The organism is Mucilaginibacter rubeus, assembly GCF_003286415.2.
Classification (GTDB): Bacteria; Bacteroidota; Bacteroidia; order Sphingobacteriales; family Sphingobacteriaceae; genus Mucilaginibacter; species Mucilaginibacter rubeus_A.
The window spans coordinates 1,053,735-1,069,033 of the sequence record NZ_CP043450.1 but is presented as its reverse complement, the minus strand read 5'-3'; the positions used below and the strand labels follow the sequence as shown (position 1 = coordinate 1,069,033).

The 15,299-nt window shown below is 41.3% G+C and carries 13 protein-coding genes and 5 tRNA genes; 7 read left to right on the top strand and 11 right to left on the bottom strand.

Translation table 11 applies throughout. The features are described from left to right. The first annotated feature begins 110 nt into the window (after positions 1-110). Both DEO27_RS04325 and DEO27_RS04320 read left to right on the top strand, forming a co-directional pair. A complete protein-coding gene (locus tag DEO27_RS04325) occupies positions 111-725 on the top strand; it encodes a hypothetical protein (RefSeq protein WP_112575203.1) in 615 nt (204 codons plus the stop codon). Beyond that, on the top strand, positions 725-3,292 hold the full coding sequence (locus tag DEO27_RS04320) for a GDSL-type esterase/lipase family protein (protein WP_112575201.1): 2,568 nt from the start codon (positions 725-727) through the stop codon (positions 3,290-3,292). Before DEO27_RS04325 ends, DEO27_RS04320 begins: the two co-directional genes overlap by 1 nt. A gap of 150 nt (positions 3,293-3,442) precedes the next feature. On the opposite strand, the gene DEO27_RS04315 is transcribed toward DEO27_RS04320, so the two are convergent. Next, positions 3,443-4,315, bottom strand: coding sequence for a hypothetical protein (locus tag DEO27_RS04315; protein WP_112575199.1), 873 nt, complete (start codon positions 4,313-4,315; stop codon positions 3,443-3,445). A 136-nt stretch (positions 4,316-4,451) separates the two neighbouring features. Between DEO27_RS04315 and DEO27_RS04310 the strand changes: the two genes are divergently transcribed. Next, positions 4,452-4,703 carry a hypothetical protein gene (locus tag DEO27_RS04310; protein ID WP_146750125.1) on the top strand — a complete coding sequence of 84 codons (252 nt, stop codon included), beginning with the start codon at positions 4,452-4,454 and terminating at the stop codon, positions 4,701-4,703. A 17-nt stretch (positions 4,704-4,720) separates the two neighbouring features. On the opposite strand, the gene DEO27_RS04305 is transcribed toward DEO27_RS04310, so the two are convergent. Beyond that, positions 4,721-4,804, bottom strand: a tRNA-Leu gene (locus DEO27_RS04305). 62 nt (positions 4,805-4,866) lie between these two features. Continuing rightward, positions 4,867-4,950, bottom strand: a tRNA-Leu gene (locus DEO27_RS04300). A 141-nt stretch (positions 4,951-5,091) separates the two neighbouring features. Here DEO27_RS04300 and DEO27_RS04295 point away from each other — a divergent pair. The 3 genes from DEO27_RS04295 to DEO27_RS04285 all read left to right on the top strand — a co-directional run bounded on the left by DEO27_RS04295 (position 5,092) and on the right by DEO27_RS04285 (position 6,477). Continuing rightward, positions 5,092-6,114 (top strand): WD40/YVTN/BNR-like repeat-containing protein, encoded by a 1,023-nt coding sequence (locus tag DEO27_RS04295; RefSeq protein WP_112575197.1) that lies wholly within the window; start codon positions 5,092-5,094, stop codon positions 6,112-6,114. A gap of 132 nt (positions 6,115-6,246) precedes the next feature. Continuing rightward, positions 6,247-6,319, top strand: a tRNA-Lys gene (locus DEO27_RS04290). Positions 6,320-6,404: 85 nt separating this feature from the next. Continuing rightward, a tRNA-Lys gene (locus DEO27_RS04285) sits at positions 6,405-6,477 on the top strand. A gap of 84 nt (positions 6,478-6,561) precedes the next feature. Here DEO27_RS04285 and DEO27_RS04280 read toward each other — a convergent pair. From DEO27_RS04280 to DEO27_RS04245, 8 genes are all read right to left on the bottom strand, one after another. After that, the gene (locus DEO27_RS04280) at positions 6,562-9,000 is read right to left on the bottom strand and encodes an outer membrane beta-barrel family protein (RefSeq protein WP_112575261.1); all 2,439 of its coding nucleotides are present in this window, start codon (positions 8,998-9,000) and stop codon (positions 6,562-6,564) included. Positions 9,001-9,382: 382 nt separating this feature from the next. Beyond that, complete coding sequence (locus DEO27_RS04275; RefSeq protein ID WP_112575196.1) at positions 9,383-9,850, bottom strand: hypothetical protein; 468 nt, start codon at positions 9,848-9,850, stop codon at positions 9,383-9,385. A 70-nt stretch (positions 9,851-9,920) separates the two neighbouring features. Beyond that, the gene (locus DEO27_RS04270) at positions 9,921-10,268 is read right to left on the bottom strand and encodes a hypothetical protein (RefSeq protein ID WP_112575194.1); all 348 of its coding nucleotides are present in this window, start codon (positions 10,266-10,268) and stop codon (positions 9,921-9,923) included. Positions 10,269-10,276: 8 nt separating this feature from the next. Further along, the gene (locus DEO27_RS04265; protein WP_112575192.1) at positions 10,277-11,863 is read right to left on the bottom strand and encodes a Na+/H+ antiporter; all 1,587 of its coding nucleotides are present in this window, start codon (positions 11,861-11,863) and stop codon (positions 10,277-10,279) included. 4 nt (positions 11,864-11,867) lie between these two features. Then, on the bottom strand, positions 11,868-12,065 hold the full coding sequence (locus DEO27_RS04260) for a hypothetical protein (RefSeq protein WP_112575190.1): 198 nt from the start codon (positions 12,063-12,065) through the stop codon (positions 11,868-11,870). A 42-nt stretch (positions 12,066-12,107) separates the two neighbouring features. Next, positions 12,108-12,383: a hypothetical protein gene (locus tag DEO27_RS04255; protein WP_112575188.1), complete on the bottom strand. Its 276-nt coding sequence runs from the start codon at positions 12,381-12,383 to the stop codon at positions 12,108-12,110. Positions 12,384-12,477: 94 nt separating this feature from the next. After that, positions 12,478-12,828 (bottom strand): hypothetical protein, encoded by a 351-nt coding sequence (locus DEO27_RS04250; RefSeq protein ID WP_112575186.1) that lies wholly within the window; start codon positions 12,826-12,828, stop codon positions 12,478-12,480. A 168-nt stretch (positions 12,829-12,996) separates the two neighbouring features. Continuing rightward, a tRNA-His gene (locus tag DEO27_RS04245) sits at positions 12,997-13,070 on the bottom strand. A 181-nt stretch (positions 13,071-13,251) separates the two neighbouring features. Between DEO27_RS04245 and DEO27_RS04240 the strand changes: the two genes are divergently transcribed. Further along, on the top strand, positions 13,252-15,297 hold the full coding sequence (locus DEO27_RS04240) for a heavy metal translocating P-type ATPase (RefSeq protein ID WP_262714159.1): 2,046 nt from the start codon (positions 13,252-13,254) through the stop codon (positions 15,295-15,297). Positions 15,298-15,299: the final 2 nt, after the last annotated feature.

Here is a 15,299-nt window from a genome sequence, read left to right as displayed (position 1 = left end):
TCTGACTTGAGACTTCGTACTTAAGACTATTATTCCAACTGGCATTTCAATAAACATCATTATGAACAAAATATTTTCAACTCGCATAACGAGAGTTGGGAGGGCATGCTATGATCTATTTAATCAATCAAACCATATTTCAGCAATACGAGGATATCAACGTAAATATTAAACCCGAACGCCTCAAAGTATTCATTAAAAAAGCACAGGAACTCGACCTAAAGCCATTTTTAGGCTACGCTTTATACTACCAGCTAATGGCTTATTGCAACGATGACGGCACTATAAAGGAAGACGCACCACAATCATATAAGGATCTTCTAAACGGATGCGAATATCTTGACGAATATGGTCGAATTGTTTTGTATGAGGGCCTTGCTCCTGCGTTGGTATACTTTACTTTCGCCCGCTTTATTGAAAACGATGCCATACACTACACGGCTTCCGGACCGGTTATTAAACAACACGATAATGGTAGCGCGCTTTCATCGCCTGAGATAACAAAACTGGTGCAACAGCAACGCAGTATCGCCAATGCTTACGCCAATGACATTGAAAGGTTTTTAAGAGATAACCAGGAAAACTTTCCGCTTTGGCACTATAATGAAAAAAATAAAAGTAGTCGCCAATCCGGTCCGCGGATCCGTGGTATCGACAAAACTGATTTCAATTATCCGGGCACAATTAACAATTACAACTTACCAATAATCGATTTTTTAAACTGATGGCAAACGATAAAAAAATAAGCGAACTTCCGGTAGCGGAAACTATAAATGCCTCCGACAAATCAATCCTGATCAGCAATAATGCTGACTATCAATTTGATTTTGCCGCTCTGTTGCAATTTATTAATGCGGGATTAAATGCCGGAGCTAACTTAACCTTCGGCTCGGTGTTGCCTCAAAACGTTAGCGGCAAAAATGGAGACGTGTTTATCAACACAACCGCAGGCTCCTTTGCACAAAAAATAGCAGGTGTTTGGACGGTTGTTTACACAATATCCGCAGGAGGCACCGCCGATACCACCGTACTATATGGCACAACGACACCAAATTCGGCAACCGGCGGCAATGGTGATACTTTTATAAACACTGTAAGCGGTATATTTTATAAAAAGTCCGCAGGTGCCTGGAGCCAGGTATTTTCCATGCAAACCGGCCCGCAAGGCCCCCAGGGTGCAAGCGGAACAAATGGTACCAACGGCAGTAATGGCAAAACCGTATTAAACGGCACAGCCAACCCATCCAACAACCTGGGCACCGATGGTGATTTTTACATTAATACGTCTTCTTACTTTTTATTTGGCCCCAAAAGCGCCGGTGCCTGGGGAACCGGGATCTCCCTGATAATTTCAGGTGTACAATTTGAAGAAACCGATAATAAAAACACGCCGAACGGCTACGCTGGTTTAGACGGCAGCGGGAAAATTGCGGCAGCCCAGCTTCCCAGCTATGTTGATGATGTGGTGGAAGTTACCAACTATGCCTCGTTACCGACAAACGGTGAAGCCGGAAAAATCTACATAACCACCGATACCAACAATGAGTATCGTTGGAGTGGTTCTACATATATTCAAATTGTTGCGTCGCCAGGAACTACCGATACGGTGCCTGAAGGTACGACCAATAGATACTTTACGGCGACACGAGTATTGACGTCTCTATTAACGGGCATAGGTTTTAGTACTGCTACTGCAATTACAGCAACTGACACAATTTTACAAGCCCTTGGTAAACTTCAAGCTCAAATTACCGGCTTATTCAAGATCCCGGCAGGAGGTGCAAGCGGACAGATATTAGCAAAAAACAGCAATGCTGATGGCGATTTACATTGGATTAATCCGCCATCGGGAGGAGGAGGTAGCGGTTCATACGAACCATCAGGTCAAATAAAATCTTTTCGGGTTGATTATGGAGCGGTAGGCGATGGGGTGACGGATGATACGGTGGCTATCAATGCAGCATTGCAGGCAAACAAAAGGGTATTTGATAACGGAGATTTTCTTGTTACAAATATGGTTAATGATTATGGGTGTCAAATCGAAGGAGACGTAAGAATATTAAAACAAACTCCAAACCAAAAACAGCAAATTAACTCCTATGCGGATAAATATCAAAGGATATTTGGAGAAGAGTATTTATCATCCTTCCACAAAAAGCTAATTAGTGGAACAGCAACAAAAGTAATATTGACGGGTGATAGTACTACTACCGGTGATGGAACATCTAACGCTTCTTTTCGCATTGAAAATATCCTCCATATGTTAACATTGCGATATCAAATACAGGGAGGTGTGACGTATACAAATAATGCCGTTGGAGGTAAGGGAACTACGGATTGGCTTAGTACTTATTTGACTAACGATTTAGCACTTAACCCTGATGTATATATAATCCGTTGGGGGGTGAATGATACCATAAGTCTCACGGCAGACCAATTCATTGAGAATTTAGATACTGGACTTTCGATAATTAGAGCAAATGCTAATTTTACACGAGATAAGCTGACTATCATTTTACAATCACAAAATACAACCACGGATGATACTTCAGGCCATAAAGGACAAATATTTAATGAAGCTGTTAACAGCGGTTTGCGGGTGCTAGCTCGTAAGTATCAATGCTGTTTTATGGATATTTATGGGATGTGGCAGGATAGCAAAAATGGTCAGGATTATATTAATTCAACCGACGCCACAACACTGAATTTAATCCATCCCAAAGATGTATTCTACGCTTGGATATCTGACGCTATCTTTAAGGTTTTGTATCCCGAGTATTTTAGAAAACTGCCATTTACCGAAAATACACAGACTGGTATTACAAACATGGCTGCTTTTTCTCATTTTAATATCGGTGTTAATTATGACTTTGTACTTTCGGATGATGGATACCCCATAAAAGGGCTTCTCACGACTCACAAAAATAGCATTGGCATGATTTCGCAATATCTGATGCCGTACGACCAAGCGACTATAATTTATATAAGAAACGGATACAATGGCATTTACCAGGAATGGGTACAATTACAAGCCGTAACGCCCCCACTAATTTATGATGGTACACCCGGAGGAATAACAATTACTAAATTACCTACCGCGTTTCCCATTGGAATCTGTACCGATTTTGTTACTGCCAGTGATGGTTGGCCTATAAATGGGATGTTGATAACTCATAAAACAAGTATTGGTTTAATTAAGCAAACATTGTCATCTTATGACACGACAACGGATGAACGTGTACGCGTAGGCTATGGCTCTTGGCAAGCATGGAAACAGGTGACCTTAGTATAAGCGTTAAATTTATACTCGGTTACTTCATTTGAAAGTCCTGGGTATGATTTCGGCAATAATTTAAGACTAAATCATCATAGCTTGTAGAGAAATAACATGAAGCGATTTATTTGCGCATTAATTTAGAAAAAATACAGTTTAATGCTACAATTACGGTAAAATCAAAGCCTCTTTCATTTTGGGCATTAACTCAGAACATGAAGCGAAGTGCATAAATATTGACAAATCGTAAATATTTTTTAAGCAGTCGATCTTTTCTTTGCTTGCTTTTTGTTCCGCGTGTTTACCGGTAAGCTTTCGAATCACCCTACTGTAAAATTCAAAAAAAACACTTTTTCTTTCGTGAAGAATATGCGGATAAAATGCTGAAATAATATTAATGACACAGAAATTAAATCTGCACGGCAACCAAAAGACTAAGTTTGCTCGTAACAGCTCGTATGAAAGTGCCGGATTTTCATAGTTACCGCCACCGCTCTTATCATCATACTGATAATAAACTTTTTCAAAAATCTCTTTATGAAATTTAGGTGAACATACAAATATGCCAGCCTGAATTACGTGGTTAAGATCATCGCCAGGTATACCACGGTTAGAATAGTAGGAACCTGCGGATAGATTGCTTAAATACTTTACATTGTTTTTATCCCACGATTTATAAAGCCTTTCGAGAGATAATTTGAAAATGTCAGGAGTAGGCATCGAATATTGATCCACGCAGCCCACTTTATCAAGGGGGACACCCTGCGTTATATCAGATGCATATTCACAATTAATGACAACATCACTGTCAACCCAAACTATTCGGTCGTATTCCAATGACCAGGGTTGTGAAAGGATTAATAGCTTCTGCCATGATGGAGACCTTGTATTTGCAAGCTCGGATTTATCTAAAGCATTGGTAATAACAATTAGCTCAAAGTCGAACAAATCACAGTACTGCTGCCAATTTGCCCTACAATATTCGTTAAATAATTGCTCAAATTTTTTGCCTATTGCTAAAGTAATAAGTGCTTTTCTCATTTACGTCTATCCTTAATATCTACCAAAAGTAATAAAAGCAGGATTAATAGCAGTGATCATCATATGGAATAGAAAACAAACTCAATTAACCTACAAAAACCCAAAAATCAGCCTTCGTATACAACCAACACCCACCATGACAACATTTGAACACAGAGAAATCAGAGGCATCACCATAAAAAACATGATCGTAACTATTGCGAGCACCATAAGTATTGTCGTATCCGTTATGACAGGTTATTTTCAATTAAAGGGCGATATAAAAGATATCCGCTCATCGCAGGAAACACAAAGCAGGATCAACGAGATCAGGTTAAAGGTGCTTGAAGGACAAGTGAACGTGCTCCAGCAGGAAGTTCAGGGATTAAAAGAGGGAAAGAGATCTTAAATATTGCGTTTTAGGTGTGCCCAGAACGAGATTCGAACTCGTACATCCTTACGAATGCCACCCCCTCAAGATGGTGCGTCTACCAATTTCGCCACCTGGGCTTTTAAAAAATGTGAGAATCTTTCAATTCTCACATTTCAATTTTTCATTACTTAAAAAGGCGTGCCCGAAGAGAGACTCGAACTCTCAAGAGACAATTCTCAACGGCTTCTGAGACCGCAACGTTTACCAATTTCGCCATCCGGGCTTATCGTTTTATTAACAAGCGTGCAAATATAATCGTTTCCGGCAAATTGCAACTTAATAAATTAAAAAATCAAAATTATGTTGTTAAACGCTCCTTTAAGAGATAACTTAGGTTTTCATAAAACACTTTATATCAAACTAAATGAAGCTAAGTCGCGTTTTTATTTCTGGCATTTTATTTTGTTTTCTATCCTTTAATTCTGCTTTAAAAGCACAAACAATTATCATTTTGCAGCAAGATAAACCTACAAGTATTCGTGGGTTATCTGTTGTTGATGATAAAACAGCGTGGATAAGCGGCAGCAAAGGATACATTGCTAAAACCGAAGATGGCGGTAAAACCTGGAACTGGCAGCAAATAAAAGGCTATGAAAAATCCGACTTCCGGGACATAGAAGCTTTTAACGACAAGGAAGCGGTGATCATGAGTGCAGGTTCCCCTTCCTTCATTTTAAAAACAATAGACGGCGGGCAAACCTGGCAGGAAAAATACAAGAAAACTGATACAACCTATTTTTTAGATGCCATGGATTTTGCAGACAAGCTCCATGGTTATATTTTAGGCGATCCCATCGACAACAAATTTTTATTATTGGAAACCAAAGACCGCGGCGAAACATGGAGTGAAGCTAATAATCCTCCGGATGCTTTAACTGGCGAAGCAGCATTTGCAGCAAGCGGAACTTGCCTTAGAGTATCGGATAAAGGAACGATATATATTGCTTCAGGAGGAAAAAGAGCAAGACTTATTTCGTTAAAACCTAATGCCAACTCATGGCAGTATTCAAATCTACCAATTACTCATGGTCAAAGTAGTGAAGGAGCCTTTTCATTGTCAATAGGGCAAAATCATGGAATTATAGTTGGAGGTGATTACGCTAAGGATAAGAAAACAGATTCAGCAGCGACTATCTACACTTCCCACCCTACTCCAAGTTTCATATCGCCACAAACAGGCCCGGCAGGTTTTCAATCATCTGTTGAACACATAAAATCAGATATATTTCTATCAACCGGAACGCCTGGAAGCAACATAAGTGTTGATGGCGGAAGGACTTGGAAGCAGATTGACGGCACAAGTTTTAACGTTTGTCGCAAAGCCAAGCGCGGAAAACTTGTGTTATTAGCAGGGAACGGCGGTAAAATAGGCATTCTGAAATTATAGTTTACTGGTTATTAATAGCTTAAAAAAAGCTTTACATTAATTTAAAAAATAGCTTGCAGGGTATAATTAAGAACCCTATATTTGCACCACTTTAAACGGAAACGATAATCGGAACGAAGAAGTTTAAAGAATGATTCCGTAGCTCAGCCGGTAGAGCATAACACTTTTAATGTTGGGGTCCTGGGTTCGAGTCCCAGCGGGATCACAAAGCCTTCAAAAAAAGGCTTTTCTTTTTAAAAATAAAAGCTGCCTTTAACAGCTTCGCTTCAATAGCGAGAAGTTTAAAGAATGATTCCGTAGCTCAGCCGGTAGAGCATAACACTTTTAATGTTGGGGTCCTGGGTTCGAGTCCCAGCGGGATCACAGAAAAGCCTTCAAATGAAGGCTTTTCTTATTTATATCCAAATTAAAATCACGTAAATGATTGGTATCTGGTAGGTTATTCGTTTAATTTCCAGAAGGCGCTCCCTGAACATCGTCATTGCTGATACCGCGTTTATTTTTCTTCACAGCTTCTTTCAGCTTACCGAAACGGTAATTCAGGCTGACGGTAAAGCCTCTGAAATAGGCGTGGTTAATATTTGTCTGAGTAAAATCAGGACCGAACGAACTCCGGATGTTATTTCTGTATTTGCTGAAAGGATTATTTACTGTGGCCGCGAACGAAAGTTTATCCTTCACTAAATCCTTATTAACAGTGAACGATACACTGGCATAAGGGTTTGAGGTGCCTTGGATAGAAAGATTAGGGCCGTTTAAAAACACGTTGGTGCTAACATGCCAACCCTGCTCAAAATTATAGCCACTGTTCAGCGATGCCCCATACATAAATCCCTGGTTTTTTACCAACTGGCCATTCACTATACCCTGCACTCGACCATGCGCAATTCGTCCGTTAAACAAAGAGCTCCATTTTTTGGTAATGGGGTAATTAATATTGCCATTGAAGGTAAAAAGACGAGCCTTGCCGGTATTATCAAAACTGTTGCGGGTGATATTTGTGGCCGGATCAAAAATCACAACAGGCATGATCAGGTCATTAAAATAATTGTAGCCCAGCATCAGGTTCAATGAAGCCTTTTGCGTTCTGCTGTAACTCAACTGGATACTATTGGAAACCGCCGGCCTAAGATTAGGGTTTCCCGACGATTCGAAGTTTGGATTCGAGCGGTCTACAAAGGGGTTTAGCTGATATATACCCGGGCGCTGTATCCTTTGTGAAAACCCGAGATTAATCGTACCGGCACTTTTAAACCGTTTATTTATACTTACTGAAGGCACTATATCAAAAAAGTTTTTGTTCAGCTGCGATGAAGTAGAAATAAAATCAGCATCGATCAGTGTCTCCTCTACCCTTGCACCGGCCTTAAAACTCCAGTTTTGCAAAGTGTAGCTATAAGTGTTGTATGCACCCAGTACATTCTGCTTATTATCGAATTTATTACTTCTCGATGAGTCTGTTTCAAAATCACCCGCTGCTTCGTCATATCCGAGGTATTGATAATCGCTCTTATTATCACGCATGATTGCTTTTAGCCCCATTTCGATAGTTAACTTCTTTACAGGTTGTACATAATCTACCTGGAAAGTCTGTTCAGAAGATTCGTCTTTATTGTGTTGCAGGTAATCGGGCGTGGTATAATTCACTCGGTTTGATGCCGTCAGCGCCGCGTTCTGCCTGTTGTTAAATGTATAATACTGATAAGAAAATGTGAGCAGCCTTTGCTTGTTGTTTTTAAAACCCAATTGATAATTTAAACCTACATTAAAGCCCCTACCTCCAGAGGTATTGTTATTATACAGGTCATACTGCTGAACCATATCGCCTGCTTGGTTCAAAACGGAATTTTGCGTATTGATGCCGTCCTGGTTATTTCCATTAACATTGAATTGTCCCGAAATAAGGTTAAGGCTATCTATTTCATAGCTGATCCCAACTTCCGCATAGCCATTTTTACCATCCCACTCTGCAGTATTATTTTGGCTAAGATTGGTAGGATTACTCCCGGTGGTAAGCCTGGCAATAGAACTGCGTACTTCGGGCGAATTAGAAATATTACCGCCAAAATAACTCGATACCTCCAGCTTACCCTGTTTAGACGAAAATGACCCGCCCAATCTGGGGCCACCAACCGGGAACACCTGGCTAAGGTTTAGCGTACCATTGTATCCGTTGCTCACTTTTTTATTAGTCACTATATTGATGATACCCGCTAATCCTTCAGCATCATACTTAGACGAAGGATTGGTAATTACCTCAATACTTTGAATGGTTGAAGCAGGCATACTTTTGAGGATATTTTTTGGATCGCGCTCCATCATACTTGATGGTTTACCATTAACAAATATGCGGTAACCGCTATTCCCCTTCAAAAGGATATTATCGTCGCCATCTACGCTTAACAAAGGCACTTTGCGCATCATCTCCAGAACACTACTGCTTTTGCTGTCGGGGTCGGATTTTAAGTCGTACGTGAGTTTATCAATCTCCTGTTTAATGATAGGCTTGTCGGCGGTTATAGCTACCGTTTTAAGCTGCGTAGTTTGCTCACCGATAGCGATACTGCCCAAGTTTAAGGAAGGCTTCGCGTTTTCTGCTAAGTCAACAGGCAGTGTTTTTGTGCTAAAACCGACACTAACCATTGAAAGGGAATATTTTCCAGATGGCAGCTTTTCAAACCTGAATGTCCCGTCAGTTTTGGTCACAGCCGTGCGCACCAATTGTTTTAAATTATTGCGCAGGTTTACGGTTACATAACCGATGGGTTGTTTCGATATCGAATCGGTTGCAATTCCGCTTACCGCAAATAAAGTCTGCCCTTTTTGCCCGAGTGCCGGAATCATAATGATTGAAAATAAGATAGCGAGTAACAATTTTAGTTTCATGTTGATGTGATAGGTAAAATGTTTGACATAAATTTTGGAACCGCTCCAAAGCAAATTACAATCCATAATACCATGCAATACATAGTACTATAAACATAGGACTACACCCCAAATGAATTTGTTACACCTAACCGAAATAAAAATTTAAATCATCCTATCACCGCCAATTTGATCAAATCTGGCATGTTGAATCTGGCATGTAGAATAAAACCCAAAGTTGGTCTATTATATTCTCTGCTAAATTACTGACAGGTTTTTGCCGAATGCCATAAGTAACTATTGCAGGTTTTAATTTAAGTAAATACCGTTCTTAATGAATGTCCAAAAATCACGAACTCATACTTATAATAAAAAAGCCTTCCCTTATCCGGGAAGGCTTTCTTTATCGCCCCAAATAAGAATTGAGCAATGTTTCCCAATCCTTCGCCTGTTTTTCAAATTGTTTCAGTTTCATTTCATTGTCCTGAAATTGCTGATAAAAGGGAAGAGTATCGAGCACCCTGTTTTGCGCATCGGCTATCTGCAATGAAATTGAGCGTACCGAAGTGCCGTTCATAGTCTTCAGCACATAAGTCCGCACGGCTTTCGTCAGGTTATATACTTCAACTTCAGATTGTGAAACATGGGTCAATAACAATATTTTACTTGGCTTGGCCCAGCCTATGATCTTATTGCTAAGGGTTTCATACCTGGTAAGCTCAAGGCTGAGGTCGGCCGCTTTGCGCAGTAATCTATCTTCCAACAATTTCTGCTGCTTCTGTTTTGAGCGTTTGGCAATAATATAAAACGGTACGCTAAAAAGCGTCACCAACCCACCTGCAATCAGGGAGTTTTCTAAAATATGAGTCATACTAAAATTTTCTAAATAAGTTTAAAAGAAGCCGTACGCTTCATTGATTATAGCGGAAAACTTAGTGATATCACCAAAAAACATGGAAGGGAAAGAGCAGCAGCAGAATCCTGCGAGGCATTTGACAATTGCGCAAAATTATGTTGCAGGAACGTGCGGCCTCAGGAATACTAAACAGATTGGCAAGTTGATCTGTAACAAAAGCCGGATGAGAAATAAAACACGTTAGCGGCGCCTCGTTAATTAAAATAGAAGCCAGCGAGGTTTCCTCTGCAAGGTTTTCAAGGTGGAGATGGAAGTGTTGTTTTACAATATGCCCGGGTACGTGAGTTTTCACCACACCACTGCCAGCCTTTGCTGTAAAAGCAAAGAATAGCAAACCGGTTACCGTAAGCAGTTTAAATAATCTGTAAAACATCTTAAAAATTAATTTTTCCGTGTTCTCGCCTCTTCAAGATCCAATTCTCGCTCTCTTGCCCGGATCAGGTGATCAGCAAACTCCTTGTTCCGGTGCATCTTTTTTAACTCGCCACGCCTAACCTCAATAATTTCCAGTAGCATTTGCCGGTAATCATGAATAAAAGCAGGTGTTTGTTCTTCGCCATTCAACTGCTTTTCGGCTATCTCGGCCATGCGCTCGTATTTTTCTTTCACCCTTCGAAATAGCGGTTTAGCCTCAATCTCATGGCTGCAATTGTCATCAAGATAAGCGATAACTGCTGTGGCTAAGCGGTGCCTGATCTGTTGCTCCTGGCTGGCATCGTTTTCTATAACTTCCAGTTTTAACACTCGTAGTAACAGCGGCAGGCTTAATCCCTGAAGCACAAGCGTAAATAGTATAACAGCGAACGTAATAAACAGGATCAGGTTACGGTGCGGGAAAGCAGTCCCATCTGCGAGGGTCAGCGGAATGGCAAGCGCCGATGCAAGCGAAACTACTCCCCGCATCCCGCTCCATCCAATCACAAACACCGGTTTCCAGCTAAGCGGCCCTTCCTTCTCTACAATCCGGCGGCTAAACAGTCGCGGTAAATAAGCCGAAGGAAAAACCCAGATCAGCCTAACAATTATCGACAGCACACTAATCGCGACCGCGAAAACAATACAATCGGACAAAGAGTAATGTTCAATTCCGTGAATTATACCCGGCAATTGCAAGCCAATCATGATGAATACCACACCATTTAATAAAAAGATAGCCACATTCCATACCGTAATTGTTTGCAGGCGTGAGTCATAAGAAAAAATATCAGATGAACGGAAGGATAAAAACAGACCTCCGCTAACAACCGCCAGTACGCCCGAAAAATGAAAATGCTCTGCCAAAAGGTACATGAGATACGGAGCAATAAGCGTCAGCGCCGTATCAATGCTTGGTGTGGTTGGCAAAAACCGGTGGATAGCATAAACCACATGCGCTATCGCCAGGCCAATCAATACGCCCATGATAACCACAGAAAAGAAACTACCCGTTGCCTGCCAAAAAGTAAATTGCCCGGTAAAGATCGCTACAAGCGCAAAGCGGAAAACGATAAGACTTGATGCATCATTAACCAGGCTCTCCCCTTCCAATATGGCAACGATCCGGCTGGGTACTTTCAGGTCCTTAAATACGGAGGCCGCCGCAACAGCATCGGGTGGTGAAATTATACCACCCAGTAAAAAGCCGAGCGCCAGCGAGCAATCAGGAATAAGCCAATGCGCAAAAAAAGCGATAGCCGTAGCCGTAAAGATCACCAAGCCGAAAGCCAGCAACCCAATCGGGCGGCGTAGCCGCCAGAACTCGGCCCAGGAGGTGTTCCATGCAGCCGAATACAACAACGGCGGCAGGAACACCGCAAATATGATATTGGGATCCATCTTTACAACGGGAACGCCCGGTATAAAACTGATCACCAATCCCGCCAGAACTAACAGTATCGGGTACGACACGTTTAGTTTGTTACTAAGCAAGGCCAGCATGGATGTGGTGAACAACAAAGCAAGCACAACAAGCAAATGGTCTTGGATCATTATATTAAATTATCGCGTTATCAACTTCAACATCGGATAGAGAAATGAAACGAATCTGTCCTTTGTAGTTAATCCAGATCCCCGTCCAGCCATTGCTGTCATAACCAAGAAATTCGGCCTGGGGCGATTGCGGATCAAGTCCTTCAAATGGTTTTCCGGTGTAACGCAGCAGCGTTCCTGCCGTTAAATGTTGTTTATTCATCGATATTTTTTTATAGTAAAAAATTAGTTTTTTTTAATAATCTTAAGCCGCCGGCTTCCAGATCTTAAAAACGTTTTCATAGCGGCTGCCGCCATCTCTGATCAGCAAAGCAATATCCTCCTGTCTTTCGGGAAAATATTTTTCTACCAATCGTTGTATCTGCAGCAGGATCGCGCCCAGCCTGGACTCAATTGCAGCTAAGGGCATCTTGACTTTAATGATCATATCCTGGAAATAAACTTCAGCTTCCTCCCGAAGTTCTCTTTTCAGCATGACCGCTACTTGTGCATGAAATTTTCTTTTCAAATTTCTTTTCATAACGCCAGGTTAATGCGGTAATAAATTAAGATTGAACGGCATTATCGTTTATCACAAAAATATAAACGTTAATGCACACAGAAAATATCAACGACTACCAGAAGGCGTGAAAAGGATACAGGAGAAACCTGTGATACAGAATCTTATATATAGATGAAATTTGGGGCGCACTGGCAAGTACCGGATATTGGACATTGGCCTGCTGTATTGTAGCAGCCTCTGCATGTAAATCCGGCGAATAATTCAGCTGCTGCTGAAAATTAAACCCGGTGTGTAATATCTCACCACAAAGCTCCTGTGCTGATTGCCCGGCATATTTTAGTGCTGCCGCTTTCAGGGTAAATGAGTGAGTGGTTGGCGCGGAAGCGGCATAAGACTTGACTGTTAATCCTGAAAGGATAAACACAGTTAGTATTCCGAAAAATAGCTTCAAGCCTTTTGACATACAAACAAATATAAAAGAATATTTGATCAATTTACCAGTTTCTTTGCCCGCGTTATGTTATAATATACTCTAATTGCTACCGTATGACAATTCTTTATATTGTAAAAGCTACCCTCCGGGCATAAAAAAAGGCCCATTTACGTATGTAAATGAGCCTTAAGAAAAGCGGGTAAGCAATGGGGCTCGAACCCACGACCCCCAGAACCACAATCTGGTGCTCTAACCAACTGAGCTATGCCTACCGTTTTGTTTTTCGAGTGTGCAAAAATAGAAATCTCCCGGTAAATTGCAAACTCTTTTTTAAAATTACATTAAGCTTACCCGTTTAATTTAGAATGATTATGCTTAATAAGTATTTTTGTAACTATGGCTGAGCAATTGATAGAACTAAATGTAACCGGCATGCATTGTAATAATTGCGCGATGTCTGTTCATAAATTCCTCGAAAAAAAGGGCTTACACAATATCCTTGTCGATTTTGCCGGCGAAGAGGTGAAATTTTCCACCAGCGATGAGGCAAAGCTGCCTGAAATAAAAAAAGGGATAGAAAATTTAGGATTTAAAGTCGTCGATGATCTCAGCACCCATTCGGTGCCGTTTTATGAGCGGGTTGAAAACAAATTTATTTTCTGCGCCATCTTTACCACTCCACTTTTGCTGCACATGATATTGCCCTGGCATTTTCTGCATCAGCCCATCATTCAGTTATTATTGTGCCTACCCGTATTTATTGTAGGATGCTTACATTTTGGCAAAAGTGCTATCAGCTCCCTTAAAGGAGGCATTCCTAATATGGATGTACTCATTTTTGTAGGTTCAACATCGGCATTTATTTATAGCCTTATCGGCACAGTACGTAACCTGGGGCCACAATACCAGTTTTATGAAACCTGTGCAACCATTATAACACTGGTGTTACTTGGCAATGTATTTGAAAAACGTTCGGTAAGTCAGACTACTTCGGCGGTAAAAGATCTGATTAAGTTTCAGCAAGTAAATGCTAACCGAATCATAAACGGCAGCGTTGAGGTAATCAATGCTAAAGAAGTACGCCCCGGGGATACACTACTGGTTAACCAGGGCGATAAAATCCCTGTTGATGGCGAGCTGCTTTCTGGTCAGGGTTCTGTTGATGAAGCTATGCTTACCGGCGAAAGCATCCCGGTTGAAAAACAAAAATATGATAAGGTTATTGGTGGCACCATTCTGGTTAATGGCAACTTCCATATGTTGGCCACTAGTGTTGGATCAAATACCATCCTGGCCCAAATCATCGACCTGATGAAAAAAGCCCAGGCGGCTAAACCACCTGTTCAAAAATTGGGAGATAAAGTTGCGGCCATATTTGTACCCGCAGTTATACTGATAGCGCTTGTTACTCTTATACTTACTTACTTCGTTGGCGGGGCCGGTCTGCAGCATGCCATAATGAACGCCATTGCCGTGCTGGTTATTTCCTGTCCGTGTGCTATGGGCCTGGCTACACCCACAGCTGTTATGGTTGGTTTAGGCAGGGCGGCCAAAAATGGCATCCTTGTTAAAGGCGGTGATACTATTGAAGCGGTTACCAACACCAAATATGTGGTATTTGACAAAACAGGCACCCTCACAACCGGGAAGTTCACAGTTAATGAAATCAATATTACGGATGGTGCCGATATCAAGCACATCAGGGGCATGATTGTGGCCATTGAGGAGCGCTCCAATCACCCGATAGCCAAATCACTTGTAAACGGCTTAAAAGGGCTACCACAGCAAAAACTCATTTTAAAAACGGTTAAAGAAGAAAAAGGGCTGGGCATGCGCGCTGAGGATGTAGAAGGGAATCATTACTTTTTAGGTACGGCAAAAGCCAGTAATGATGGGCACTTTAACCTGTCGCTTTATAAAAACCAGGTACTGATGGCACAAATTGCTGTTGATGACCAAATAAAACCTGAAGCTCCAGAGCTCATAACCCAGCTTAAACAAATGGGCATTATCCCGGTATTATTAAGCGGTGATAAAAAAGACCGATGCCTTAAAGTGGCCAATCAATTAGGTATCAAAGAAGTACATGGCGAGAGGCTTCCTGAAGAAAAGCTTAAAGCAATTGATATTTACAAGCAAAAAGGCAAAACCATAATGATAGGCGACGGCATTAATGATGCCCCTGCCCTAACCCATGCTGATGTTGGTGTATCCATGAACGATGCCAGCCAGGTTGCTATCCAATCGGCCAGTGTGGTATTGTTGAACACCGATCTGCATTCGGTGATTAAGTTTTTACAGATCAGCAGGCATACACTGCTTACCATCAAACAAAATCTTTTTTGGGCATTTGCCTATAATATTATAGCCATCCCTGTAGCTGCCATGGGCTTCCTTAACCCTATGGTTGGCGCGCTTACCATGGCATTTTCGGATGTGGTAGTGATCGGGAACTCGTTGAGGTTGAAGATTAAAAAAGTTGGCCCCCCGGCCCCCTAAAG

Coding starts and splice junctions, on each gene's coding strand:
- DEO27_RS04260 (WP_112575190.1), bottom strand. CDS start 12,065: ATGAATAAACAACATTTAACGGCAGGAACGCTGCTGCGTTACACCGGA.
- DEO27_RS04265 (WP_112575192.1), bottom strand. CDS start 11,863: ATGATCCAAGACCATTTGCTTGTTGTGCTTGCTTTGTTGTTCACCACA.
- DEO27_RS04280 (WP_112575261.1), bottom strand. CDS start 9,000: ATGAAACTAAAATTGTTACTCGCTATCTTATTTTCAATCATTATGATT.
- DEO27_RS04255 (WP_112575188.1), bottom strand. CDS start 12,383: ATGAAAAGAAATTTGAAAAGAAAATTTCATGCACAAGTAGCGGTCATG.
- DEO27_RS04250 (WP_112575186.1), bottom strand. CDS start 12,828: ATGTCAAAAGGCTTGAAGCTATTTTTCGGAATACTAACTGTGTTTATC.
- DEO27_RS04240 (WP_262714159.1), top strand. CDS start 13,252: ATGTCTGTTCATAAATTCCTCGAAAAAAAGGGCTTACACAATATCCTT.
- DEO27_RS04315 (WP_112575199.1), bottom strand. CDS start 4,315: ATGAGAAAAGCACTTATTACTTTAGCAATAGGCAAAAAATTTGAGCAA.
- DEO27_RS04320 (WP_112575201.1), top strand. CDS start 725: ATGGCAAACGATAAAAAAATAAGCGAACTTCCGGTAGCGGAAACTATA.
- DEO27_RS04295 (WP_112575197.1), top strand. CDS start 5,092: ATGAAGCTAAGTCGCGTTTTTATTTCTGGCATTTTATTTTGTTTTCTA.
- DEO27_RS04275 (WP_112575196.1), bottom strand. CDS start 9,850: ATGACTCATATTTTAGAAAACTCCCTGATTGCAGGTGGGTTGGTGACG.
- DEO27_RS04325 (WP_112575203.1), top strand. CDS start 111: ATGATCTATTTAATCAATCAAACCATATTTCAGCAATACGAGGATATC.
- DEO27_RS04310 (WP_146750125.1), top strand. CDS start 4,452: ATGACAACATTTGAACACAGAGAAATCAGAGGCATCACCATAAAAAAC.
- DEO27_RS04270 (WP_112575194.1), bottom strand. CDS start 10,268: ATGTTTTACAGATTATTTAAACTGCTTACGGTAACCGGTTTGCTATTC.